Consider the following 23,658-nt stretch of genomic DNA (forward strand, 5'->3'; position numbering starts at 1 on the left):
ACGGGAGAGAGGAGATGGATCATGGGAGAAAAAATAAAAATAGCCGTCAGCCCTGCGATTCAAATCGGAGGAAGTTTATTTACAGCGGAGCAGCTCGCCAAGATCGGTACCGTGGCAGGGCAGGATACCAAAATTGAAATGACGACTTTCAAACAGCTGTATGTGGAGGTTCCCCTTGAGCAGCATGATGCGATCAAGGAAGAGCTTCAACGCTTTGGACTTGAGGTGTATCCGGCGGGTTTTGTCACCAAAAGCTTGATCGCTTGCAATTTTTGCAAAGGTACCGAAGAGGCCGGTCTGGAAACCGCGCGAATGGTCAATCAGGCCATTGCTGGAATTGAAACACCTACACCAATCAAAATTGGGTATGCGGGCTGTGCGCTCGGCACCAGCGAGCCCCTGTTAAAAGATATTGGTATCGTTAAAATGCGGGACTCCTTTGACATTTACGTAGGGGGAGAACCCAAAGGTCTGAAAGCAGCCCTAGCCAAACAGCTTGTATCCGGATTATCGGAAGTACAACTGGTGCCGGCAATTAAGAAGATCATCGATTTTTATAAGGAAAATGCAAAAGGGAAAGAAAAATTCAGTAAATTCGTCGATCGTATCTCATTGGAACAATTGAAACAGATTGCCGGATAATGAACTAAAATAGAGAGGGGGTGAAGATAGATGCAACCGGCAACCATTAAAGTGGAGGGCATGTCTTGCCGTTCTTGTATCGGATCCATTGAGAGTGCGATCCGTGTGATCGGCGTTGAAGGTCACGTAAACTTTGAGCAAGGCACCGTTCAGGTTCAATATAATGAATCTGAAGTGGAACTATCTAACATACATGAAGCAATCAGAGCCAAAGGTTATAAAGTTGTGGAATAGTCTTAGGGAAGGTGTAGCGCAAAGCTACATCTTTTTTATTGAGTAAAGTTAGTAAACAGGAGAGGAATGACCACTCTCGCTTTGTTTTGTTATATTAAAACGCCCAATTTCCGTCTCGGATCAAGGTCTCTCTTTTTCCATCTGCTGTTTCCCCGTCAATATTCATTTCCGACGTACCGATCATGAAATCCACATGTGTAAGGCTGCGGTTTATACCCTGCGTGCCAGATCATATTTTATTCGGGTTAGATCATCATCGCTCCAATCAACATAAACGTTTTTAGCTCCGGATTCATAAGCTTTTCTTGCAATCCTTCGAACAAAATCTGCTGACGAGAGAGAAGCAAAGACAATCAAAGTTTGTCCAAGCTGAATATTGATGCCGACTTTAACGACCAAATGGGCGTAACGATCAAGTAAACGAAGAATGGGAAAAATCATTATAACATATGCCAACTCAGGTAAAGCTTTGAAAAATCCCATGACCTTCACACCTTACACGTGAAGAGACATGGGATTTGAATAGCGGCAATCTAGCAGACGGCAGGTCTATTCAACCAATGGCTTGATCTTTGGAAACACTTTCAATGCTGTGTTGTAAAACACATCCTCGTGATACTCCTCTGGAATCAGCCCCGAAACGAACTCGATATATGCCTTCACCGGAGCAAGCGGCCAGTCTGTTCCAAACAAAAACTTGTCATAGTGATCACAATACGTGATTGCTTGACGCAGATGGGCGAAAAAGAGCGGGGAGTCCGCAAGCCGCTGACAATTGGCCGAGTCACCTACCATCAAGCCGGAGAGATCTGCAAACATGTTACGGTTTTTATAAACGACTTCTGCTCCATCCAGCACCCACGGATCACCAAAGTGGGCCATCATGAAGGTAACGCCGCGATGCTTCACAGCGACCTCGTCCAACGTGAGAGGGTGGGAGTACTTTAACAGCCCTCGCTCCGAGTACGTATCCCCGGTGTGAAAGACAACAGGCACTTGATATTTGGCAGCCAGCTCATATACCGGATCATAGACACTATCGTAGGCAAAGAAGGGATAGTAGCCGAGATAGATTTTTAATCCGACTACATTTGGCTTTTGCAGGTCGGCTTCGAGTCGTGCCATCGCATCTGCGTCCAGCTTGAAGGGATTGATTCCCAGGCAGTAGACGAGCTGCGGCGGTAGTGTATCTGTCAGATCGAGTCCCATTGGAGTGACAGCCTCCGTATCGGGGAAGCCGCCCTGCTGCGTCTCTGTAAGTCCCATGCCGATCCCGAGCACGACTCCATTTTCCGCGTATTCCTGCAGGATTCCCGTGACCGAGTAATCGACGAACGACTTTTCCGCCGCTGTCCGCTTGAACTCTTCAATGTGGGATAAATGCATATGAGCATCAATGATTTTCATCCGGAAGTCCCCCTTGGCTATGAAAACGTATCGCCCGTAAGGCAGACAAGGAATCGGATGGAATCATCTTGTCAGCAAACAGGAAAAAGACAGGTGGGGTAAATGTCGTGCTATTGTTTGGCAGATTCAGTTCGCGTACGACCGAGGCGACGGCCACTTCCTTATTGGAGTAGGCATGCAGTTCTGCCGTATCGAGGTCTGTCACGATCTGCATCTGATCTTTACGAGATGCCCGACCAACTACATAGTCGGAGTCTTCGATAACGAACAGCTCACCTTGTGCCAGCTTGTAGGTTAGTTCCTCCCCAAAGGTCCCAGCAGTTTTCAGCCAAACGGCTTCATCTGCATCCTCTGTTTGCAAAAAGATGTCAGTCGTGAAGCTCTTGCCAGCAAAATACGTTCCGGTATTTTGCACGATCTCTACGGTATGGCACAGAACAGGTACACCCGGCAGAAGCAAGTAGTACTGATGACACGTCAGGCCGCGATATTTTTCCTGCTTTTTCACATGGTAGCTCAGCTTAATTCCCTGCCAGACATTTTGCTTGTTGTCTTGCAGTTCGACAAATGCGGCACTTCGGTCTTCCTTAACCAGTGAAAATGCGCTCAGTTCTTCCACATGGTTGCCAATTCCGCCCGTCCACGGATTCCACCATGATTTGGGCTGTCGCTCGGGGAAGGAGCTAGCCAGCCATTCCTGGCCATTGCTTGTGAGCGAGTAGAGTGTCGGGTAAAAGTCGGGAGCTGCTTTGATCCGCAATAGACCGTTATCCGCGATAAAGACGTGCTGTCCTTCTTCCACAGAGGACTCTAGTGTCACCTCGCCTTGTCCAGTCGGGAAAACGGCACTGCGCAAAAGAGTTTCATGCGTGGCAAACCGTCCTTCTACCTGCAGGAGTTCATAGGATTTTTGCGGAGTAGCAAAGGAGAAGACGGATGTCGTTTCTTCCTGATCCTCTGTATAATGCTGTGCTTGCCCGGAAGCAGGCTCGCTCGCTAGGGACGCAGTCAATTCCCCTTCCAGATACAGATGTTTGTACTCTTTTACCTGCACGCCCAGTTCCTGGCTGCCGACAAACGGGTTCTGTTCATTGGCAACAAGCTCCATATGAGCTGTCAGGGACAAGTCCGCTGGCAAAGCTTCTTTTTGGGCAAATGCACGAAACTCCTTCCAATCGGTGAAACCGCCATGCGTGAGGTGGATGGGTCCGTATGTTCTTTTGCCATGCGGCTCCAGAACACCAAGACTGGTTTCCAACATCGTATACCAGCCTTGAAAATCAAGGCGGTACTCCTGCGGCCAGCACATTCCCCAGGTAGTCGTTTCATCTCTAGAGTATAGCCAGTTTTCACTGATCAGTTCACCGTCCCAATAATCCATATCGCTGCCATAGGAGGCTGGTGTTTCGACATAACGACCTTGATACGGGAGAATGGGGCGCTGTAAATCATGAGCGAAGCCTTGGCTTAGCCAGAGCTCAGCAGCTGTCTTGTCAGCAGAGAGATTTTCCAACTCCAGCAGGTGTTCTACCATGCCATCCCCGAACAGGAGAGTCTTTCCGATCAGCTTTAGCTGAGGATATGCACCGGAGTGATAGGTGACGCGGATACCAATCGCTCCTTTTTCTACGATATACTCTACTTGCTCCGCACGTCTTTTGGAAAACTCGCTGGAATACGGTTTGCCGATCTTGGGATAGGTGAGATAGGTTGGCTCTCCACCAGAACCACTGACAACGGTCATCTCATTATCATCCTTGTTCAAATAAAGCGAGTGACGGCCATGGTGAACCTGCCAGGTTTGTTCCGTTTCCCCCGACAGCATTGCCCCCAGTCCTGTAAAGGCAGCACCAATCTTTTTGATAAAAGATAGAACGGTCCCATCTGCAAGCCTCGCCGCCACCTGCACATTGACCTCATAAAAACCGTGTTCATACAGGTCGGCAGTAAGGGGAAGCGAGGTTCGTTCTTTGCCAAGCAGCCGGAGTGTACGGGACTGCTCCTGAATGCTCAAAAAGGAAGACGAGGGCAGCTCGAATGAAAATTCTGCTTCTTCTGCGAAGTTATTCTCCACATCCAGATAAAAAAGCACTGTCTGCCCCGGAAAGGAGAGACCAGGTACATGCAGGGATAGGGAAGCAGGAAACTTGGGGAGAATCCCCACCTGAAACAGAGCTTTCTTGCCGTTAATCAGGATGTGTGTGCAGACACGTGGATGCGTGCGCCAGACGCTTTGCTCTTCCGTGATCTCATCCACAAAAAAGCTCGCTGACAGCGTCGTGTCCCCCGCAACATCAACCTCCTGCTGATAATCAAAGCGGATCGTTTCGTTTGACTCCCCTTGCAAGGAAAGCTGAAGCGGCTTGCCTGATTTGTTGACGATCCGGTAGTGAATCTGGTACTGGCGGCCAAAGACCAGCTCTAGCTTTTCCACCTCGGCAGACAGCAAATAATCCTCTGTCTCGATTAGGCGCATGCCTCGACCGAGTCGCTCAAACTCCACGCGCAAGTTCTTTTCTTCTTTTGCCCAGGAGTAGGTGAAATAATCAAAGCCGTTCTCCTTGCGTCCGTCTGGCTCCACCACAATCTCCCGTGTAGAGTCCTGGTACCAGTCAAGCTCCTCAAAATAATGGGCGATGGCCTCTGTGCGCAATACAGTAGGAATCATGTTCATCAGATGCGTGGAATCGTCCCGGTCTTCCCAGAAAAAACCGAATTTTTTATACAGCGGAACGGCCTTCGTGTTCCCTGCCCACGTATACAGATCGAGCCTGGGCCAGCCGAGCTGAACAGTGTGTTCCAGTGCGCTCGCAAGCAGCATGCGGCCCACTTTTTTTCCGTGATAGTCAGGACGCACATTGAGCAGCGGGATATAGAGGGCACCGGTATCCTCCCGGTATTCTGCCAGGCTGCAATAGCCAACCACGTTTTCACCATCGAGCGCCAGGTAAACAGCGAGGGCATCAGAGCTGGCTTCTTCCTGTCTGATTTGTTCCGCTGTCGTAATTGAGTTTCCTCCTCCCCAGCTATCCCGGCTGGCATTCCACATATCAGCGACTGCTGCGGCCAACTCGGGGCGGTAGGCAACGATTGAGATTGATTGCATGTTTGCTTGCACCTCAATTTCGGTGTAAATTTTTGTATATTACTAGAAATACGATTGAGAGAGAGGAACGGTTTCTTGTTTTGTCACCTTCTTTCTTCTTTCTGCTTGCGGTACCGTTTGGCTCTGGCGACAGAGCTTAGGGATAATGTATTGTGGAAGCATCTGGAATAATCGGTTAAAATGAGTCTATCAAAATGCAATTTCACGGATCAACATGATTTCGCGGGAAAAAACCAAGCGGTGAACGTGAGCCGCTTGGTTTTTTCCATTCGGTATGGTGGTAGTCCTCTGATTGCCTAGGTGATCACTTGTTATTTGATGGCATCCAGGACATCATCCCACCCGCAAACATGCACACCAATATTGCTCATTTCCTGGATACCTTTATCGTAGACTTGCGACATGGTGTCAGCCACCATAACTACCCGGAAGTCGCGTTCGCTTGCTTCATACATGGAGGTTCGTGGGCAATTTGGGAAGTTGCAGCCCGTAAACACGAGGGTGTCGATTCGGCGTCCCCGTAGAAACTGTTCCAGGTCGGTTTGATAGAATGCTCCCCAACGCGGCTTATACATCACCCACTCATTCTCTCCTGCGGACTGAAATTCACCGTTCAACAGCTTGTCTGTATCCAGGGAAGAATAGCTAGACGAACGTATGTCGCTGACTAATTCTGCTCCGTCCGTATAGGGAGCGGCTATTTTTGCCCCGTTTTCAATGACTTCCCTGCGGCAGAGATCGACGTTTGAACCGTCTTCTTTATACAGACGAATGACATGGATAATCGGCAGACCTTTTGTGCGGTACGCTTCCAGCACACTTTTCATATTCGGCAGCACGTCAGAAGTACCAATAATTTCGGCCGGGGCGTTAGGCAAAGTAAAGTCGTTTTGGGTATCAATCGTGATTAGTACGGATGTGTTCCAATTTGGACTCGTATAGCTCATGGCAGGTCCCCCTTTTTGGATTGGATTTCCTGTCTCTTATTTTACTTTGAAGGAGTGGCAGGGACAGTAATAAATGTAAATAAAATGGACGCTCGGGCGCCAAATTCTTGAAATATCCAGCATCTTGGGTGATATGTCACAAAAAACCACTTCAACCAATGTAGATTGAAGTGGTTTTTTGCATGTGCGAAATTGGAATCATGTTATTGTTTCTTCCGTTGTGTTATGAATGGATTCACATATTTTGAATAGATTTTTAATTTTCTAAAAATATTGACTACAAAAAACAAGCATGATATTATCATGTCAAAACCACATAAATAATCAACATACAACATTGAAATGCAGGTATTTTCGGTTGCTTCTTGTGGAATCATTTTCTTCTGTAGGGAAGTAATCCAAAAAACTTTAGAGGGAGAGATCGGGGATGAACCGAACTGGGTGAGGGAAGACAATCGTTGCTGCGATGCTAATGAAGTCGTTGTTACACAAAGTTTTGCAGTTGAACAAGCTACGAGCAGCACAAAAGCCAGAAACATTGACTGTAATAAATCGACAATGTTATCATCAATACAATTCCACATTAATCAACAAAGAATAAAGGTATTCATACATCTGAGTAGCGTGTGGAAAAAAACGTGATAGGTGATGAAAACATGTCTTTATCGTTTGAAGATCGCAAAAAAACAATTTTGGAAACGTTGGAAAGAGACGAGAAAGTACAAGTGAGAGAATTATCGGAAATTTTCCAAGTCTCTGGCGAAACGATTCGTCGTGATTTAGATAAGCTCGAAAAAGAAGGCATGCTGAGAAAAGTTTATGGTGGCGCTGTAAAAGAGAAAACCTCTTCTTGGGATACCCCTTTTGATCAGCGAGCAACCATCAATGAAAAAGAAAAACGCTCCCTTTGCAAGGCTGCAGCAGAGCTTGTGGAGGACGGCGACAGTATCATGATCGGTTATGGAACAACTACATTAGAAATGGTCCGTTTTTTGGCGGATAAAAAAAATGTAACGATCATCACCCAATCAACTCCTGTCCTGCTCCTTGCCATGGAAGTATTTAAGGGACGGATTATTTTCATCGGTGGTGAAGTGGAACGCGTTCAAAAATCGACTGTCGGTCCCCTCGCAGAAAGAATGCTTGAGCGATTGAAGACCAACAAAGTATTTATCTCCGCGAGCGGGATTTCGATGATCGACGGAATTACTGACTACGATTTGGATGGAGCCAATATTTCTCGTAAAATGATGGAACGCGCTGAGGAGGTCATTGTTTTAGCTGACCATACGAAGTTTGGAAAAACCGATTTTGCATACATCTGTCCGCTAGTTGATGCGTCCATGGTCATAACAGACAAGAATTGCTCGGAAGAATGGAGAAAAATATTAGCCGAGAAAGAAATCGAACTTTTGATTGCCGATGATTTGTAAGAGACAACAGCTTTTGTCGTAAAAAAATTGCCGAAAATGGGGAGAAGACAAATGCTTACATTCAGTGATAAAGACTCTGTGCTCAAAAAATCTGTAAATTGGTGGAATCCAGGGAAAACAAAACAATGGCAAAAAGACGGGATAGACTTAGTCATCGGGAAACGGGAAGGTTACTATTTGTACGATATGAACGGGAAAGAATTAATGGATCTTCATTTAAATGGAGGAACATATAATCTCGGTCATCGGAATCCAGAAATTATTTCAACACTAAAAAGCGCTTTGGACGAATTTGATATCGGAAATCATCATTTTCCGGCGATAACCCGTGCGCATCTTGCCGAAGCTCTCGGTTTATGCACACCGGACAGTCTGAAATATTCCATCTTTTCGAGCGGAGGCGGTGAAGCGATCGATGTAGCCTTAAAATGTGCCAGATATGCTACGAAACGAAAAAAAATAGTCTCCGTCAAATTTGCCTATCATGGTCATACGGGCTTAGCGGTATCGCTTGGGAATGAGCGCTATTCCCGGCCGTTTCTAAGTGAAGGGGGTCCAGGAGAGTTTATCCATGTTCTGTACAACGATGTGGAGGCAATGGAGGCCGCACTCTCGAAGGAGGATGTTGCTTGCGTCATTATTGAAACCATTCCGGCAACCTATGGATTTCCGCTTCCGGAAAAAGGATATCTTTCCACTGTGAAAAAAATCTGCGAAAAATATGGCTCCTTGTACATAGCGGACGAGGTGCAGACGGGCTTGTTGCGTACTGGAAAGTTGTGGGGAATTGAACATTATGGAGTAGAGCCAGATATTTTGGTTACGGCAAAAGGCTTTGGTGGCGGTATTTACCCGATTGGAGCCACAGTAGTGAGTGAAAAAGCAGGGCAATGGATGAACGAAGACGGCTTTGCCCATATTTCAACATTCGGCGGTTCAGAGTTAGGGTGTATCGTTGCGATGAAAGTATTGGAGATATCTGGGCGGAAAGAAGTCATCGAAAATGTTGATTACGTATCTCGTTATTTACGTGCAGGGCTTGAAACGATAAAGAAACAAAACGCTGATTTTTTTGTAGGGATTCGTCAATTAGGGGTTGTGATGGGTTTGGAGTTTAGTCAGCCAGAGGGAGCAAAACATGTCATGCGCGCTCTTTATAAAAATGGCGTATGGGCTATTTATTCGATGCTAGACACGAAAGTGCTGCAATTTAAGCCAGGTCTTTTGTGTGATCAAAAGTATTGCGATGAATTGCTGTCACGCTGTGAGCTCAGTATTAGACAAGCTACGCGCGCTTTGGTGTGAATGTTTGTGACTTTCAACCCATTACAGAAAAGGGGTAGTGTAGTAAGATGAGCCATTCAAGTACAGAACTTTGGAAAGATCATGTGGAAGTTTTTAATCAAGTTGCAAAGCATGTCGTTCATTCCTATTCCAATTTATCGCAAGCAACGGTTGATCTTTTGAACTACTCTGAAAACGCTACCTACCTAGTAACAAATGCCTCCAATGCTGAAAAATTCATATTGAGGGTATGTCGTCCCGGATACCACACAAAAACAGAGATCGAGGGTGAAGTTCATTGGATCAGCTCGATTTATAAAGATACATCTGTGGAAGTATCATTGCCGGTTGCAGGAAAAAACGGTGAATATATTCAGACGGTACAGTTGGAAAACGACCCCAAGGAATATTGCTGCGTACTGTTCACCTATCTAGAAGGCGTGACACCAGACGCCAATAACGAGAGAGAACTGGTCAAGCAGTTTGAGCTGATTGGTGAAATCTCAGCTCACTTTCATCAACACGCTATTGACAACTGGGATACATTCAATGAGATCAAACGTCCTACGTGGGACTATGAAACCATTCTGGGAGAACAACCGATCTGGGGAAGATGGCAGGATGGAGTAGCGATTACACCAGAAAGAATTGAACTGTTTCAGAAAGTAGCAGATACGATTAAACCCCGATTAGAACGTTTTGGAAAAGACCCCCATCACTTCGGTTTAATTCATGCAGATTTACGCAATACGAATTTGCTTGTCAAGGATGAACAAGTAAAAGTGATTGATTTCGATGACAGCGGGTTTGGGTGGTACCTTTTCGATCTGGCATCTTCCTTAACGTTTATCGAGCATAAACCGTATGTTCCCGATCTCGTTCAAGCTTGGATCAAAGGTTATCGTAAAGTTCGTAAACTGATCAAAGAGGAAGAACAAGAAATCCCTACCTTTATCATGATGAGAAGACTGCAGCTCATCGCTTGGATTGGCAGTCGGGAAAATGAAACGACCAGGGAATTGGGAGGTGAATACACCGTACAGACGGACTTTTTGGCGAGACAATATTTGGAATATTCAAAAAGATTTTCATAATTTCTGAGTCACATATACCTTGCGACAGCTTCGGTAACAAGTATGTAAGGGAGATGACTTTATGAGCAATCAATTGGAATTGAAAAAGACGTTGTCCTCTTTTCATCTATGGGTAATTGGCGTTGGGATCGTCATTTCAGGAAACTATTTCGGATGGAATTTTGGTCTGGCGAATTCGGGATACGTGGGAATGTTAATCGCCATTGGATTTATGGCCATTATGTATTTGTTTATGTGTTTTGGTATATCTGAGTTATCCGCAGCTTTGCCATATGCAGGCGGTCCTTATTCGTTTGCCAGGCGTGCAATGGGACCCTTCGCTGGATTTTTGACCGGTATTGGTGTGATTTTGGAGTATTTTATTGCGGCGCCAGTCGTAGCCATCGGGATTGGTGCTTACATCAACTTCTTGTTTCCAACGATCAATCCGATTTTGGCCGCAGCTTTCATGTACTTATTTTTTATGATTGTTCACATTGTCGGGGTAAAAGAATACGCCAGCCTGGAAACGATCCTCGTCTTTATTGCTCTCGGCTTGATAGTCTTAATGTATTTTGTTGGCTTGCCGCAGATATCGATGGAAAACTTGTTAGGCGCTCGGGGTACACCGTTGATTCCTGGAGGGATAAAAGGAGTTTGGGCAGCCTTGCCGTATGCGATGTGGCTGTTTCTCGCGATAGAAATGCTTCCTATGCTGTCTGAGGAATGTCGCGATGCCAAGAAGGATATGCCGAAAGGGATTTTATCAGGAATTGTTACCTTGTTGATTTTATCGGTTTTAACGACAACAGTAGCTATAGGATTGAGCGGGATTGACCGATTGAGCACCGCGAGTGATCCGTTGCCGACTGCTGTTGCAGCAACCTTCGGCAATACGTATTGGTTGGCGCAAATTTTAGCATCCATTGGATTGGTTGGATTAATCGCAAGCTTTTCGGGCGTCATTCTAGCGTATTCCCGCCAAATTTTTGCCCTGTCGAGAGCGGGATATCTTCCACGTTTTCTATCTCACTTGCACCCTACACGCAGGACGCCGTACGCAGCGATCATTCTGCCAGGTGTTGTCGGATTACTGTTGGTTGTCTTGTTCAATCCGGATGATTTGATTCTCATCGCCACCTTTGGAGCGCTTGTGTCTTATATTTCCATGAATCTGTCTGTGATCCTTTTACGCAAAAAAGAGCCTGATCTCGCTCGTCCGTACAAAACTCCTTTGTACCCATTCATTCCGATCGTCTCGTTAATACTTGCGGTCATTGCCTTATTTGCCAGCTTCTTTGCGAATTTGACGTTCTTCTGGGTCAGTATTTCGGTTTTTGGAATAGCGATTATTTATTACTTTGTTTGGGCCAGAAATCATATCAACGTGGACGCACCAGAAGAACAGTTTAGTCAGGAAAGCAGACATATAGCGAATGTGGGAGCTGTTGAGTAGTGCAGCGATTCCGTTTTAAAAAAGGAAGGGAGGGTGGTGACGATGCAGATTTTCGGGCAAGACATACAGACTGTTTTATTTGATAAAGATGGGACCTTGATAGACTTGCCGTCCATATGGATTCCTTGGGCCCACGATATCCATAAGCATCTTGCGGAGGTGGTACCCGGTTGCCAGTTTGATCTGGGCGAATTCGGAGTGGCTTTGGGAATCCGGGGAGAGGATGAGGTTGACCCGAAAAGCCCGCTCGCGATTGCGAGTTTGGATGAAATGCAAGCGGTCATCGCGTTTCTCCTCTATGGGCAGGGCGTACCTTGGGATTCGGCAATGATTTTTGCCAGAGAAAGTATTCAGTATGCGGATGAAAAACAGAATAACTCGGCAGCGATCAGACCCATCGCTGGAATCCACGAGCTATTGATAGAACTGAAGGAAAAAAAGCTTGTGCTTGGAGTAGTGACGGCAGATGACACCGAAAAAGCATGGGTGCAGCTGGAGAAGGTAGAGTTGGCGAAATATTTTGATTTTGTGATTGGCAGCGATCAAGTTCAGAATGGAAAGCCGTATCCTGACATGGCTTATTTAGCGAGAGATCGTCATGGCATCACCCTTTGCAACACGGTGATCGTAGGGGATACAAATGCCGACATGCAAATGGGAAAAAGCGCGGGAGTAAAAGCAACGATCGGAATTGTTTTGAACCCTCAAAACGAAATCACTCATTTGGCAGACGCTGATTTGATCATTAAAAGCTACAGCGAGTTGCTGGAGATGGGTACGAGGAGGTGAGAATATGGATTCGGTTTTGGTAGAAAAGATCACCAGATTGGTTCTCGCGAAGCTAGAAGAGCGCCCCAGCGTCCATCATCTTTCTGCTGAAGAGATCAAACACTGGAATGACATCACACTCTCCATACAGGGAGCAAAGATTGCCAACACTTCCTTCGACTCAGCTGCGCTTCCCCTTTCTAATGCAGAGATCAAACGCTGGAATGAGATTACAGCTTCCATGCAAGGTACCAGAGAGAGAGGACAGGTTACCTTTAATTACAACTAGCAAGACGTGTTCGCAAAAATGAATAGAAGGGAGCGTTTCCTATTATCGAATTTGATCATGATTTGACATCGATTCAAGAGATGCGGGTAGCTGTGAAGCGGGCAAAAGAAGCACAAGCCAAGTTTCGCGAGTTTTCACAGGAACAGATTGATCGGATCGTGAAACACGTAGCAGAAGCGGCCTATAAAGAAGCTGCGCTATTAGCCCGATTAGCAGTGGAAGAAACAGGGATCGGCGTTGTAGAACATAAAAAGATCAAAAATGAATTAGGCTCCATGGGTGTCTACGAGTCGATTAAGGATGAGAAAACGGTCGGAGTCATCAGGAAAAACACCAAGGACAAAGTCATTGAAATCGCTTATCCATTCGGAGTCATTGCGGCTATTTGTCCAACGACAAACCCTACCTCTACTGCGATTTTTAAAACATTGATTGCCCTAAAAGCACAAAACGGAATCGTGGCGAGTCCACATCCTACAGCAGCAGCGTGTACAATCCAAGCGCTGCAAATCTGTCACGATGCTGCTGTCGAGGCTGGTGCTCCAGAAGGTTTAATCGGCTGGATTCCACGCCCATCGATAGAAACCACGATTCAACTCATGAAGCACCGAGATATCGACTTGATTTTAGCAACAGGAGGAGGGGCTTTAGTCAGAGCTGCTTATAGCTCTGGAAAGCCTGCATATGGTGTAGGACCTGGAAATGGCCCGGTCTATCTCGAGAAGACAGCCAATGTGAAGCAGGCAGTCAAGATGATTGTGGATTCCAAAACGTTTGATAATGGCACCCTTTGTTCTTCAGAACAAGCCATGGTGGTTCATCGGAATATCAAGGAGATGACGATTCGAGAACTGCTGCATAACGGCGGGTACATCTTGAACAAATCGGAAAAAACCATGGTCGAGAATGTCATTTCGCCGATAAAAGGGAGACTGAACCCGGCGATCGTAGGGCGCTCAGCGGAGGCCATCGCTGAAATGGCCGGTATTCATGTGCCAGCAGGAACCCGGTTGCTCATCACAGAGGAAGACCGGATTGGCAGAGACGTTCCTTTTTCAATTGAGAAGCTCGCTCCTATCTTACCTTTCTATACAGTAAACAGCGAAGCAGAAGCGAAGCAGATTTGTATACAATTATTGAATCTTGGGGGAAGGGGCCATAGTTGTTCGATTCACACAAACGATGAAGAGGCAACTTACAGGTTTGGACTTGAAATGCCGGTGTCTCGTATCATGGTGAACACGCTTGCTTCCATCGGGGCGGCAGGAGCGACAACGGGTTTAATCCCATCGCTAACACTGGGATGTGGCTCATATGGCGGAAATATTTCCTCCGACAACATTACGGCTCATCACTTGTTCAATATCAAGCGAATTGCGTACGGGATCAAGGATGTGGCTATTCCAAGGCCAAAGCCATTACGGAATCAGGAACTTGAGGAGCAATCGGACGAGCGAAATCCCTACACAATCGATCGGGATGAAGTTTCCAGAATTGTCGAAAATATAATCGGACAATACCTGACTAAACAATGAACTGGAGGAGTAGAACATGGCTGGAGCAATCAATGGTGCACTCGGAATGATCGAAACGAAAGGATTAGTAGCTTCACTGGAAGCGGCGGATGCGATGGTAAAGGCCGCAAGCGTTACCTTGGTAGGGAAAGTCCATGTCGGTGGAGGGATTGTAACCGTGTTGGTCACGGGTGATGTCGGGGCTGTGAAGGCAGCGACTGAAGCGGGCAGTGCAGCTGCACAACGTGTTGGCGAGCTCCTATCTGCCCATGTCATTCCACGCCCTCATAACGAACTGGAAATCATCTTGCCATAGGAAACACTTGTATTCGCGAAAACATCAGGGAGGGTATAAGAAATGCTGGTTGGCACGGTGATTGGAAACATTTGGGCGACACGTAAAGAGGATGGGTTAACTGGATTGAAGCTCTTGATTGTGCAACCCGGATTCGTCGAAACAGAGAAACCGAGTCAACCATCATTTGTTGCAGTTGATCGGATAGGCGCGGGGGTGGGGGATAAAGTAATGGTTACTACTGGCAGCCCGGCCTCTTCTATTCTGGAAGAAAAACGATTACCGATTGATGCGCTGATTATCGGGATTATCGATTCGATCGATACAGGAAGTGGGAAATCCGGTGACTAAAGCATTGGGGATGATTGAAACGCGGGGATTGGCGACCTCGTTTGCAGTAGCCGATGCCATGGTAAAGGCAGCGAATGTACGTCTAGTCAATCAGGAAACAGTTGATATGGCGCTTGTTACTGTTGTCATCGAAGGGGATAGCAGCGCAGTCCAAATCGCAGTTGAAACTGGTGCACAGGTGGCAGAGCAAAAGGGAGCACTGATCGCGTTTGCTGTCATTCCCCGTCCGGATATCGATACAAAGAGACTGGCAGAGATAAGAGTGAAAAATTGGCGAATGTCCGGGTGACAAGCGCGGCGCAGGTACATGCAAGAAGGACATGGGAGGAATCGCGAATGGCAATGGAACTTACTGCTTTAGGAATGATTGAAACAAAAGGCTTGGTTGCTTCTGTTGAGGCGGCGGATGCCATGGTGAAGGCGGCTAATGTTCATCTGGTAGGGAAAGTCCACGTTGGTGGAGGAATTGTCACGGTTTTGGTTCGCGGTGACGTTGGAGCTGTCAAAGCAGCGACAGATTCCGGAGCAGCAGCCGCCCAGCGTGTAGGGGAACTGATTTCTGTACACGTTATCCCGCGCCCGCATAGCGAAATCGAAAGCATCTTGCCGCAAATAAATCCAAAACTTTAATCAACGGATTGTTAAAGTGAGGGATACCAACATGAATCAGAAAGTGATCCAATCCATCGTGGAAGAAGTGGTCAGCCAGTTTTCGATACAGTCGACACCTGAAAAAGGAATTCCGATTGCCGTTTCTGCACGGCATTGTCATCTAAGTAGACATGACCTAGAAACGTTGTTTGGAAAAGGGTATGAATTAGCACACAAAAAAGCGCTATCCCAGCCAGGGCAATTTGCCGCGCAAGAAACGGTTTCGATTGTAGGACCGAGGGGAGGCATAGAAAATGTGCGGATTCTTGGTCCAGCAAGAAACCTGACGCAAGTGGAAGTCAGCAAAACCGACTCCATCAAATTGGGATTACATCCTCCACTACGGAAATCGGGCGATGTGAAAGGATCTTCCCCGGTCACGATCATCGGTCCACAAGGAAGTATTTATTTGCTGGAAGGGCTGATCATCGCACAAGCACATGTGCATATGAGCCCAGCAGATGCGGCTCGTTTTCAAGTGAGTGACGGTGAATATGTGCGAATTGCAGTAGAGAATGAACGCTCCATTTTGTTTGAGAAGGTGCTTATTCGTGTCTCACCCGACTACAAACTGGATATGCATATTGATACCGATGAAGCAAACGCCGGCTTGATCGCTACGGGAACAACAGGAAAATTATCAAAGTACGCAGGTCCATCATGATTGATCGTACAGAGATCGAAGCCGTCGTCAGAGAAATTCTGCAAAAATTGAAGCTGGAATCTTCCATCAGACCCAACCTTGTCGTGCTGAATGCTGCTACTGATTTTGAAGTGGAGCAGTTGGAACAACATTGGAATGTTATAAGCATGCCGCCTACTTCTAACAACTTTCCGGCGAATGTTCAAGATGCTGTCTTCTTGAATGTCACGCAAGATTTGCTCGTAAAAGGGGCATTGGGGATTGTCGATACGCCGGAGTGCAAAATGCTGTCCCAACTTCTCTTAAAAGGTGTACGGATCAGCTTTATCCCTTCTGTGGATTTGGAGTGGATACTGGATTTTACGGGAAAAGAAGTCGCGAATTCAGCATATGGCAATCATCTGGCAAGCTATAAAAAAATGCTGGAAGGCTTTGGTGTCCAGGTTATTCCCTTGGTCAAGCTCGTTCCAAAAGCCTCTCATGACCGGATTACATTCCACGGAAAACTAGTAACCCAAAGAGAGATCGAGCATATAAAGGACGAGAAAATCTGGATCCACAAATCTACCATTGTCACCCCTTTGGCCCGTGACGCCGCACGAGAAAAGGGAAAGAGCATCTGTGTGATTGATTGAATTGATGAAAAAAGAGGTGAAGAGCTTGGCCAAGGCACTGGGAATGATCGAAACACGGGGACTGATCGGTTCAGTGGAAGCAGCGGATGCAATGCTGAAAGCCGCCGATGTTCGCTTAGTGAAACAGGAGATGGCAGATGCAGCACTGGTCACCGTATATGTCGAAGGCGATGTCGGCGCTGTTCAAGCAGCCGTCGAAGCCGGGCGGGAAGCGGCGGCTAGAGTGGGTGAATTGATTGCGTCCCATGTCATTCCGCATCCGGATGAAGGAATAAAAAGTCTTTTGCAAAAGGAAGAAAGCAAGAAAAGAGTATTGCCATTGGACAAACCAGTAAAAGAGGAAGCCAAAGAAAAAGCGACGGTAAAAAAGGGACCCAGCAACCCTCATACGGTAAAGGAACCGGAAGACCCGCCAGCGGAATCGAGTAAATAGTAGTATTTTGGCCAGATCGGTAGGTGGGAGGAAAAGAAATGACTTTTCGACGACGAAAAATTGCGGTCATTGGAGCTGGTTTTACTGGTGCGACGACTGCTCTCATGCTTGCTCAAAAGGAGCTTGGCGATATTGTTATCGTGGATATCCCAGCCATGGCCAATCTGGCAAAAGGAAAAGCGCTTGACATGCTGCAAGCAAGTCCGGTGCAGGCACTGAACGTCAGCATCACAGGCACCTCTGATTATGAAGAGATACAAGCTGCCGATTTGGTGATCATTACTGCGGGGATTGCCAGAAAACCGGGTATGTCGAGAGAGGATCTAGTCGCAACGAATGCGAGCATCATCCGCGAAGTATCAGAAAAGATAGCCCGTTATGCAGCAAACAGCTATGTCATTGTCTTGAGCAACCCGGTTGATGCCATGACGTATGTTTGCTATCAAACAACAGGCTTTACGAAAAATCGCGTTATTGGTCAGTCGGGAGTCTTGGACACGGCGCGATTCCAGACTTTTGTTGCCCAAGAGTTGAATGTATCCGCCCAGGACATATCCGGATTTGTTCTGGGGGGACACGGGGATGAGATGGTTCCCTTAATCCAGTATTCCTCTGCAGGTGGCATTCCGCTTGAAAAAATCATTTCTGCTGACCGGCTCGAGGCAATTGTAGAGCGCACGCGAAAAGGCGGCGGCGAAATTGTCGAGTTGCTTGGAACCGGAAGCGCATACTACGCCCCTGCTGCTTCCGTCGTTCAAATGGCAGAAGCGATCCTGAAAGACAAAAAACGCATCCTCCCATCCATTGCCTACTTGGAAGGGGAATACGGCTACAGGGACATGTATCTCGGTGTTCCCACCATTCTTGGCGGCAATGGCATCGAGTGTATTATTGAATTGCCGCTCTCTGCAAAAGAAAAAGCTGCATTAGACCGATCCGCTCAATCCGTGAAAAGGACGTTGAACTTACTTTCGGGGCTGTAAGAAACTGATTTGCTTAACGATAAGAATTATTGTGGGGGCTGTCCCGTAAAAATGGGACAGCGTCTTTTGTTTTTGGGGGAGAAATTTTGGGTGTTGTCTATGGTTGAGTGAATATGATTCTTGAAATATCCTGCATCTTGGCATAATACATATAACAGGATAGATAAAGAATAATGGGAAAGGAATGAGCAGCCATGCCTCAAGGCGTACATGATATTGAACTGGATCTGGGCATAGGAGAGATATGGCAGTTTGTAAGTGTATTGGAAAACTGGATTCCATTAGTACCTGGCTATATCAGTCACGAGATCATCAACGATCGCCAAGTAAACTGGACCTTTATCGGAGACATTGGCATCATGAAGAAAACGATAAGTCTTCAAGCGGATATTACCGAATGGAACGAGCCGACCGAGGTGAAGTTTACACTGACTGGTCTCAATGAGAATTTTACGGGGGAAGGTTATTTCAAAGCGGAGGTATTGGGAAACCAGCGCACGAAAATGACCGGTTTTCTCGACATCACAGCAAAAGGCTTAAAGGCACCAATGATCAACCCGGTACTGAAAACCCGTGTTCCACAGTTAACGACAGAATTGGTAGAAGCCATCGCGAGCCGGATGAACGAGAAAGCCTCAAATCCCCCAACAGGGAAATGATCCTGTAATGCTCCTCTAGGGAACGTTGTCAAACGCTTGGGTTTTGAACTGCACCCCATTTGTTAGACATACCTAACATTTGGGGGTGCAGTTTTTCTATGGCTAAATTTACTCCGGACGATAAATTATCAGCAGTTCAACGCTATTTAGATGGGGCAGGGAGTTTTGAATCGATTGCTGTGTCCATTGGTACAACTGATAGTGTCGTTCGAAATTGGGTGATGCAATACGAGCACAATGGTGTTGAGGCATTTAGAAAATCCTATACAAGTTATTCGGCACACTTTAAACTGGACGTACTCAATTATATGAATGATTTTGGGACGTCTCCGAATGAAACAGCTGCCATTTTCCAGATCACCTCTCCTGCTTTAATCCGAAAATGGAGAATACAGTTCCATTCACTAGGAATAGACGCCCTACTACCAAAGAAAAAGGGGCGTCCAACCATGAAAAAGGAAACCAAGAAAGTACCACCCGTTGAAGGATCAGTCGAGGCACTACAAGAAGAAGTAGAGCGTTTACGTATGGAGAATGCTTATCTAAAAAAGTTGAATGCCTTAGTTCAAAGCAAGGAAAAATTACAAAGCAAGACAAAGCGCAAGTAGTCTTTGAGCTAAGGACTGAATTTCCTATAAAAGCGTTACTTAAACTCGCTGGCATTCCACGCAGTACCTATTATTACTATGTAAAAACGATCGGTCGTCCAGACAAACATGCCGAATTAAAAGCATTGATTCAGGCTATTTACCATGAGCATAAAGGACGCTATGGATACCGTCGTATTACGGATGAATTAAAGAATCTGGGGCATCAGGTGAATCATAAAAAAGTACAGCGATTAATGAAACAGTTAGGCTTAAAAAGCATGGTTCGAATGAAAAAATATCGCTCGTATAAGGGGAAAGTTGGCAAGACAGCACCGAATATTTTGGATCGCAACTTCCAGGCAGAAAAGCCAAATGAGAAATGGGTAACGGATATCACTGAGTTTAAATTATTTGGTGAAAAGCTTTATTTATCACCCATGCTAGATTTATTTAACGGGGAAATTGTCGCCTATACGATTGGTTCCAGACCAAGATATTCTCTTGTAGCTAACATGCTGGAACAAGCATGTAAACGACTAACAAAAGAAGACAAGCTGCTTATTCACTCGGATCAAGGCTGGCATTACCAAATGAGCAAGTACCAACATGCATTAAAAGAAAATAACATCACGCAGAGTATGTCGCGAAAAGGAAACTGTTACGACAACGCTGTCATTGAGAACTTCTTTGGTATCTTAAAATCGGAATTTTTATATATACAGGAGTTTGATAGTGTTGAACATTTTAAATGCGAACTAGCGAAGTATATCGATTACTATAACAACAAGCGAATAAAGGCAAAATTAAAAGGCTTGAGTCCGGTGCAATACCGAACTCAAACCCTAAAAGCTGCTTAAATAAATAACCTGTCTAACTTTTCGGGGTCACTTCAGTTTCCGAGCGTTTTTTGTTTTGGGGAAATGCTGCACTTAAGCGGTTGACGTCTTTTTCATTTTGCTGTAAGCTCATATTCTGGAAAATGAGGAACAGAAATAAGGAGAATTCTTTTGAAAATCAATAAAAAATACGAACAAATCCTGTTTACCTTTTTCATGGCTCTCGGTATGTCTTGCCTCATTTCATTCTTCATGATGGCAGTAAACTTCGGCTTTAATTCTATGCTGTTAGAAAAATGGCTCAGAGCTTGGCCGATGGCATTTGCGTTAGCTTTTCCATCAGCCTATTTTTTGCCAAAAGGAATCAGGAAGGTAATGAAAAAAATTACTTTTGTGGAAAGTGACTGATTGAAAATTCGAGGTCATTAGCCGCAAGAGAACCATGTCACCAGGCATGGTTTTTTGTTTTGTGTATGGATTCGACAGCTAGGGATGCGACATGTCCGTTTTTTACAATCGAAAATATCGACAATGTGCAATCATAGTTGGTAAGCCGGATGAATGGAGAGACACTGTCACAGTACAAGGAGGTCATTTTCTATTATGAAACCACGTATTTCGGTATTAACGTTAGGAGTAGATGATTTGGAAAGATCGCTGAAATTTTATCGTGACGGTCTGGGGCTGCCGACACAAGGAATTGTAGGAAGAGAATTTGAACATGGTGCTGTTGCCTTTTTCGATTTGCAAGCAGGAGTAAAGCTTGCCATATGGAATCGCAAAGATCTCGCTTATGAGGCAAAGGTACAGCACACAGTATCTAGTCCTACCGAATTTACGATTGGTCACAATGTAGGGAGTAAAGCGGAAGTGGATCAGGTTATGGAAGAGGCTAGAAAGGCTGGGGCTATCATAACAGACCCCGCTCATGACGCCTTTTGGGGTGGATATTCTGGCCACTTCCAAGACCCGGATGGTCATTTGTGGGAAATAGTCTGGAACCCGGAATGGGAGATCAACGAGTAACATATCTATTTCGAAGCCAATAAAAAAGCAGACTCCTGAATGAGAGTCTGCTTATATTTATTTCTTGCTTATACTTTTTGAACGTTAGTAGCTTGCGGTCCGCGTTGCCCTTTTTCTACGTCAAAAGTAACTTTTTGACCTTCGTCAAGAGATTTGAAGCCATCGCCTTGAATAGCAGAGAAGTGAACGAATACGTCTTCTGCGCCTTCACGCTCGATAAAACCAAAACCTTTTTCTGCGTTAAACCATTTTACTGTACCTTGTTCCATTGTTGTTGCCTCCTAGTGTGATATCCACACATGTATTACTATCCTTGCTCTCAGGACTATCAAGACGTAAAAACTGTTACCTGTGCTATCCTTTACCTCGAACAAAAATAATTCTCTACTAGCATAACAGGAAATTGAACAGATAGCAATTTATTCGAGGCGTTTATCAAAAATAAAGTCTTTTTGTGTTACGAATGGATCGGATCGGCATGTGATTTCACGTTGGGACGGTATATATACCTGTTTGGTAAATCACGACGTGCTTTTTTAGCGCGAATAAGTAACAATGATAGGAATGAATGAAACGATGATGAAAGCTGAATAGGAAAAAGAGAGGGGCTGGAAGGATGACGATCTATATTGCGCTGCTACGAGGGATTAACGTAGGTGGGAAGAACATGATCAAAATGGCTGAATTGAAGCGTACGTTTGAACAGATGGGACTCGGCCCCGTTCAGACGTACATTCAAAGCGGGAATGTTTTGTTTGCCTCAGATGAGGAGGAAGAACCGCTGCGCAAGCGAATCGAAAGGGAGATCGAGGCGAGTGTCGGCTTTTCGGTACCCGTCATTCTGAGAACGGCTGAACAGTTGAAAGTTATTGCCGCGAATTGTCCGTTTTCCGAGGAGGAAGTTGAAAAGGCCCAGGCTTTATCTGAAGGAGAGAGCCTTTACGTGTCTTTATTGCTTGCGGAGCCTTCGCAGGAAAGAGTGGAGAGACTGAGTGCTTACCGTAGTGAAAGTGAGGACTATCGAATCGAGGGCCGAGATGTCTACCTATTATTCCGTCAGAGTGTACGCAATTCCAAGCTGGCGAACAACCTGCAGAAGTTGGATGTCCCGTCAACCGTGCGGAACTGGAAAACGATAAACAAGCTTGTTGCGCTGGCAAATGCAATGGCGTCAAAAGGGTAATTCACAAGAGCGTGCAGGAGGTGAGTATTCATGAGAAATGAAAAAGAAATGTTTGATTTGATCCTGGGTATCGCCCAAAGGGACGAGCGAATAAGGGCAGTCTACATGAATGGTTCCAGAACGAATCTACATGTACCCAAAGATATGTTTCAAGACTATGACATTGTTTATGTCGTGACGGAAACGGCCTCTTTTATAAAAGATGAACAATGGATCAAACAATTTGGCGATTTGATCATGATCCAAGAGCCTGATAAAAATGATCAATCTGTCGGTATAGAGATGGATTTTGATCGGTCGTACGGCTATTTGATGCTATTTACCGATGGAAATCGAATCGACCTGCACATTGAAACAAAAGAAGCGATGATCGAGGGGTACGGCGTAGATAAACTAACGATGCCCCTACTGGATAAGGACAGCTGCCTCCCTCTCATCCCTCCGCCTACAGATATCGACTACCATGTGAAAAAGCCAACCGAACCGCAGTTCATGAGCTGTTGCAATGATTTTTGGTGGTGTCTGCAAAACGTAGCCAAAGGAATTTGGCGAGACGAACTGCCTTATGCCAAGCGAATGTTTGAAGAAACCTCCAGAGCTCAGTTGGATGAAATGGTGTCGTGGTGGATTGGGACAAAACATGATTTCCGTGTTTCTGTAGGAAAGATGGGAAAATACTATCAACAATATCTTCCAGCTACTCACTGGGAAATGTATAAAAAAACGTATTCTGACGGTAGCTATGGCAATGTGTGGGCGTCTCTCTTTGTCACCTGCGAATTGTTTCGAGCGTTAGCGAGGGAAGTAGCGGAGTCTCTTACGTATCGCTATCCAGCAGAAGATGACACAAACATGACGGCATACTTGAAGCATGTGGGAAATTTACCTGCTGAGGCTAAGGAAATATACGACTCACACGACAAGTAATAAACCATAGTCCGCCTGAGCTCGGTACTGAACCGGGCTCTCCACATTGCGGGTAACGAATAAAATGGGGATGGGACACTTGCAAAGATTGGCGGCTGCGTGCTTCATTCGCAGCGATTAGCTGCAAGGGGCAAAGTAACGTACATGAGCACTTTTGCAGGAGAAACGATGTGCTCTATTTAATACTTCAAGTAATGCTACGCGTTGGGAGGAAATGTCGATGCCAAAAGAGTTTTGGATCAATTTACCTGTGAAAGACCTCGCCAAATCAAGAGAGTTTCGCCGCACTTGGG

At 45.8% G+C, this 23,658-nt stretch carries 27 protein-coding genes and 2 pseudogenes; 23 read left to right on the plus strand and 6 right to left on the minus strand.

Annotated features, from left to right (window positions below):
- The first annotated feature begins 21 nt into the window (after positions 1–21).
- Together ACIFQN_RS01100 and ACIFQN_RS01105 are read left to right on the plus strand one after the other, a co-directional pair.
- Positions 22–642, plus strand: coding sequence for a nitrite reductase (locus ACIFQN_RS01100; RefSeq protein ID WP_429831172.1), 621 nt, complete (start codon positions 22–24; stop codon positions 640–642).
- A 30-nt stretch (positions 643–672) separates the two neighbouring features.
- Entirely contained in the window at positions 673–876 is a 204-nt protein-coding gene (locus ACIFQN_RS01105) for a cation transporter (protein WP_429831173.1), read from the plus strand.
- Positions 877–970: 94 nt separating this feature from the next.
- Here ACIFQN_RS01105 and ACIFQN_RS01110 read toward each other — a convergent pair.
- From ACIFQN_RS01110 to ACIFQN_RS01130, 5 genes and pseudogenes are all read right to left on the minus strand, one after another.
- A pseudogene (locus ACIFQN_RS01110) lies at positions 971–1,096 on the minus strand (aminopeptidase); the annotation flags it as partial.
- Between the two features lie 2 nt (positions 1,097–1,098).
- Positions 1,099–1,317 (minus strand): annotated as a pseudogene (locus ACIFQN_RS01115) (aminopeptidase); the annotation flags it as partial.
- A gap of 108 nt (positions 1,318–1,425) precedes the next feature.
- Positions 1,426–2,283, minus strand: coding sequence for an amidohydrolase family protein (locus ACIFQN_RS01120; protein ID WP_429831174.1), 858 nt, complete (start codon positions 2,281–2,283; stop codon positions 1,426–1,428).
- Positions 2,270–5,389, minus strand: coding sequence for an N-acetyltransferase family protein (locus tag ACIFQN_RS01125; RefSeq protein WP_429831175.1), 3,120 nt, complete (start codon positions 5,387–5,389; stop codon positions 2,270–2,272). The genes ACIFQN_RS01120 and ACIFQN_RS01125 overlap by 14 nt, the downstream gene beginning before the upstream one ends.
- Before the next feature lie 311 nt (positions 5,390–5,700).
- Positions 5,701–6,336, minus strand: a complete 636-nt coding sequence (locus tag ACIFQN_RS01130; RefSeq protein WP_429831176.1) for a cysteine hydrolase family protein — start codon at positions 6,334–6,336, stop codon at positions 5,701–5,703.
- A gap of 656 nt (positions 6,337–6,992) precedes the next feature.
- Between ACIFQN_RS01130 and ACIFQN_RS01135 the strand changes: the two genes are divergently transcribed.
- The 19 genes from ACIFQN_RS01135 to ACIFQN_RS01225 all read left to right on the plus strand — a co-directional run bounded on the left by ACIFQN_RS01135 (position 6,993) and on the right by ACIFQN_RS01225 (position 21,255).
- Positions 6,993–7,769, plus strand: coding sequence for a DeoR/GlpR family DNA-binding transcription regulator (locus ACIFQN_RS01135; protein ID WP_429831177.1), 777 nt, complete (start codon positions 6,993–6,995; stop codon positions 7,767–7,769).
- A 51-nt stretch (positions 7,770–7,820) separates the two neighbouring features.
- Positions 7,821–9,074, plus strand: coding sequence for an aspartate aminotransferase family protein (locus ACIFQN_RS01140; protein ID WP_429831178.1), 1,254 nt, complete (start codon positions 7,821–7,823; stop codon positions 9,072–9,074).
- A 47-nt stretch (positions 9,075–9,121) separates the two neighbouring features.
- Positions 9,122–10,147 (plus strand): phosphotransferase enzyme family protein, encoded by a 1,026-nt coding sequence (locus ACIFQN_RS01145; protein WP_429831179.1) that lies wholly within the window; start codon positions 9,122–9,124, stop codon positions 10,145–10,147.
- 61 nt (positions 10,148–10,208) lie between these two features.
- Entirely contained in the window at positions 10,209–11,582 is a 1,374-nt protein-coding gene (eat, locus tag ACIFQN_RS01150; RefSeq protein WP_429831180.1) for an ethanolamine permease, read from the plus strand.
- A 42-nt stretch (positions 11,583–11,624) separates the two neighbouring features.
- On the plus strand, positions 11,625–12,371 hold the full coding sequence (locus ACIFQN_RS01155; protein WP_429831181.1) for an HAD family hydrolase: 747 nt from the start codon (positions 11,625–11,627) through the stop codon (positions 12,369–12,371).
- 4 nt (positions 12,372–12,375) lie between these two features.
- Positions 12,376–12,639, plus strand: coding sequence for a hypothetical protein (locus ACIFQN_RS01160; RefSeq protein WP_429831182.1), 264 nt, complete (start codon positions 12,376–12,378; stop codon positions 12,637–12,639).
- An 80-nt stretch (positions 12,640–12,719) separates the two neighbouring features.
- Positions 12,720–14,174: an aldehyde dehydrogenase family protein gene (locus ACIFQN_RS01165; RefSeq protein WP_429831403.1), complete on the plus strand. Its 1,455-nt coding sequence runs from the start codon at positions 12,720–12,722 to the stop codon at positions 14,172–14,174.
- A gap of 16 nt (positions 14,175–14,190) precedes the next feature.
- Positions 14,191–14,469, plus strand: a complete 279-nt coding sequence (locus tag ACIFQN_RS01170; protein ID WP_429831183.1) for a BMC domain-containing protein — start codon at positions 14,191–14,193, stop codon at positions 14,467–14,469.
- Between the two features lie 42 nt (positions 14,470–14,511).
- Complete coding sequence (locus ACIFQN_RS01175; RefSeq protein WP_429831184.1) at positions 14,512–14,799, plus strand: EutN/CcmL family microcompartment protein; 288 nt, start codon at positions 14,512–14,514, stop codon at positions 14,797–14,799.
- Positions 14,792–15,088 carry a BMC domain-containing protein gene (locus ACIFQN_RS01180; protein WP_429831185.1) on the plus strand — a complete coding sequence of 99 codons (297 nt, stop codon included), beginning with the start codon at positions 14,792–14,794 and terminating at the stop codon, positions 15,086–15,088. The genes ACIFQN_RS01175 and ACIFQN_RS01180 overlap by 8 nt, the downstream gene beginning before the upstream one ends.
- 47 nt (positions 15,089–15,135) lie before the next feature.
- The gene (locus ACIFQN_RS01185) at positions 15,136–15,429 is read left to right on the plus strand and encodes a BMC domain-containing protein (RefSeq protein ID WP_429831186.1); all 294 of its coding nucleotides are present in this window, start codon (positions 15,136–15,138) and stop codon (positions 15,427–15,429) included.
- Positions 15,430–15,460: 31 nt separating this feature from the next.
- Positions 15,461–16,114, plus strand: a complete 654-nt coding sequence (pduL, locus tag ACIFQN_RS01190; protein WP_429831187.1) for a phosphate propanoyltransferase — start codon at positions 15,461–15,463, stop codon at positions 16,112–16,114.
- Positions 16,111–16,728, plus strand: coding sequence for a hypothetical protein (locus tag ACIFQN_RS01195; RefSeq protein WP_429831188.1), 618 nt, complete (start codon positions 16,111–16,113; stop codon positions 16,726–16,728). Before pduL ends, ACIFQN_RS01195 begins: the two co-directional genes overlap by 4 nt.
- 25 nt (positions 16,729–16,753) lie before the next feature.
- Positions 16,754–17,161 (plus strand): BMC domain-containing protein, encoded by a 408-nt coding sequence (locus ACIFQN_RS01200; RefSeq protein WP_429831189.1) that lies wholly within the window; start codon positions 16,754–16,756, stop codon positions 17,159–17,161.
- A gap of 38 nt (positions 17,162–17,199) precedes the next feature.
- Positions 17,200–18,144, plus strand: coding sequence for a malate dehydrogenase (mdh, locus tag ACIFQN_RS01205; RefSeq protein WP_429831190.1), 945 nt, complete (start codon positions 17,200–17,202; stop codon positions 18,142–18,144).
- Between the two features lie 194 nt (positions 18,145–18,338).
- Complete coding sequence (locus tag ACIFQN_RS01210) at positions 18,339–18,803, plus strand: CoxG family protein (protein ID WP_429831191.1); 465 nt, start codon at positions 18,339–18,341, stop codon at positions 18,801–18,803.
- A 98-nt stretch (positions 18,804–18,901) separates the two neighbouring features.
- A protein-coding gene (locus ACIFQN_RS01215) for an IS3 family transposase (protein WP_429831192.1) occupies positions 18,902–20,250 on the plus strand; the annotation gives its coding sequence in 2 pieces (ribosomal slippage) (positions 18,902–19,346 and positions 19,346–20,250; 1,350 coding nt in all).
- 150 nt (positions 20,251–20,400) lie between these two features.
- On the plus strand, positions 20,401–20,637 hold the full coding sequence (locus ACIFQN_RS01220) for a DUF2798 domain-containing protein (protein ID WP_429831193.1): 237 nt from the start codon (positions 20,401–20,403) through the stop codon (positions 20,635–20,637).
- A gap of 195 nt (positions 20,638–20,832) precedes the next feature.
- A complete protein-coding gene (locus ACIFQN_RS01225; RefSeq protein ID WP_429831194.1) occupies positions 20,833–21,255 on the plus strand; it encodes a VOC family protein in 423 nt (140 codons plus the stop codon).
- Between the two features lie 68 nt (positions 21,256–21,323).
- On the opposite strand, the gene ACIFQN_RS01230 is transcribed toward ACIFQN_RS01225, so the two are convergent.
- Positions 21,324–21,524, minus strand: coding sequence for a cold-shock protein (locus tag ACIFQN_RS01230; RefSeq protein WP_429831195.1), 201 nt, complete (start codon positions 21,522–21,524; stop codon positions 21,324–21,326).
- 347 nt (positions 21,525–21,871) lie between these two features.
- Here ACIFQN_RS01230 and ACIFQN_RS01235 point away from each other — a divergent pair, with 347 nt between their 5' ends.
- Positions 21,872–22,438, plus strand: a complete 567-nt coding sequence (locus ACIFQN_RS01235; protein WP_429831196.1) for a DUF1697 domain-containing protein — start codon at positions 21,872–21,874, stop codon at positions 22,436–22,438.
- Positions 22,439–22,468: 30 nt separating this feature from the next.
- On the plus strand, positions 22,469–23,365 hold the full coding sequence (locus ACIFQN_RS01240; RefSeq protein ID WP_429831197.1) for an aminoglycoside 6-adenylyltransferase: 897 nt from the start codon (positions 22,469–22,471) through the stop codon (positions 23,363–23,365).
- Positions 23,366–23,658 lie beyond the last annotated feature (293 nt).

This window comes from Brevibacillus sp. NRS-1366 (assembly GCF_050467985.1).

Bases quoted from the DNA above. Each gene is read 5' to 3' on its own strand.
- eat (WP_429831180.1), top strand. From the start codon at position 10,209: ATGAGCAATCAATTGGAATTGAAAAAGACGTTGTCCTCTTTTCATCTA.
- ACIFQN_RS01210 (WP_429831191.1), top strand. From the start codon at position 18,339: ATGCCTCAAGGCGTACATGATATTGAACTGGATCTGGGCATAGGAGAG.
- ACIFQN_RS01230 (WP_429831195.1), bottom strand. From the start codon at position 21,524: ATGGAACAAGGTACAGTAAAATGGTTTAACGCAGAAAAAGGTTTTGGT.
- ACIFQN_RS01235 (WP_429831196.1), top strand. From the start codon at position 21,872: ATGACGATCTATATTGCGCTGCTACGAGGGATTAACGTAGGTGGGAAG.
- ACIFQN_RS01130 (WP_429831176.1), bottom strand. From the start codon at position 6,336: ATGAGCTATACGAGTCCAAATTGGAACACATCCGTACTAATCACGATT.
- ACIFQN_RS01100 (WP_429831172.1), top strand. From the start codon at position 22: ATGGGAGAAAAAATAAAAATAGCCGTCAGCCCTGCGATTCAAATCGGA.
- ACIFQN_RS01160 (WP_429831182.1), top strand. From the start codon at position 12,376: ATGGATTCGGTTTTGGTAGAAAAGATCACCAGATTGGTTCTCGCGAAG.
- ACIFQN_RS01125 (WP_429831175.1), bottom strand. From the start codon at position 5,389: ATGCAATCAATCTCAATCGTTGCCTACCGCCCCGAGTTGGCCGCAGCA.
- ACIFQN_RS01165 (WP_429831403.1), top strand. From the start codon at position 12,720: ATGCGGGTAGCTGTGAAGCGGGCAAAAGAAGCACAAGCCAAGTTTCGC.
- ACIFQN_RS01185 (WP_429831186.1), top strand. From the start codon at position 15,136: ATGGCAATGGAACTTACTGCTTTAGGAATGATTGAAACAAAAGGCTTG.
- ACIFQN_RS01135 (WP_429831177.1), top strand. From the start codon at position 6,993: ATGTCTTTATCGTTTGAAGATCGCAAAAAAACAATTTTGGAAACGTTG.
- mdh (WP_429831190.1), top strand. From the start codon at position 17,200: ATGACTTTTCGACGACGAAAAATTGCGGTCATTGGAGCTGGTTTTACT.
- ACIFQN_RS01120 (WP_429831174.1), bottom strand. From the start codon at position 2,283: ATGAAAATCATTGATGCTCATATGCATTTATCCCACATTGAAGAGTTC.
- ACIFQN_RS01105 (WP_429831173.1), top strand. From the start codon at position 673: ATGCAACCGGCAACCATTAAAGTGGAGGGCATGTCTTGCCGTTCTTGT.
- ACIFQN_RS01140 (WP_429831178.1), top strand. From the start codon at position 7,821: ATGCTTACATTCAGTGATAAAGACTCTGTGCTCAAAAAATCTGTAAAT.
- ACIFQN_RS01175 (WP_429831184.1), top strand. From the start codon at position 14,512: ATGCTGGTTGGCACGGTGATTGGAAACATTTGGGCGACACGTAAAGAG.
- ACIFQN_RS01225 (WP_429831194.1), top strand. From the start codon at position 20,833: ATGAAACCACGTATTTCGGTATTAACGTTAGGAGTAGATGATTTGGAA.
- ACIFQN_RS01195 (WP_429831188.1), top strand. From the start codon at position 16,111: ATGATTGATCGTACAGAGATCGAAGCCGTCGTCAGAGAAATTCTGCAA.
- ACIFQN_RS01240 (WP_429831197.1), top strand. From the start codon at position 22,469: ATGAGAAATGAAAAAGAAATGTTTGATTTGATCCTGGGTATCGCCCAA.
- pduL (WP_429831187.1), top strand. From the start codon at position 15,461: ATGAATCAGAAAGTGATCCAATCCATCGTGGAAGAAGTGGTCAGCCAG.
- ACIFQN_RS01170 (WP_429831183.1), top strand. From the start codon at position 14,191: ATGGCTGGAGCAATCAATGGTGCACTCGGAATGATCGAAACGAAAGGA.
- ACIFQN_RS01145 (WP_429831179.1), top strand. From the start codon at position 9,122: ATGAGCCATTCAAGTACAGAACTTTGGAAAGATCATGTGGAAGTTTTT.
- ACIFQN_RS01155 (WP_429831181.1), top strand. From the start codon at position 11,625: ATGCAGATTTTCGGGCAAGACATACAGACTGTTTTATTTGATAAAGAT.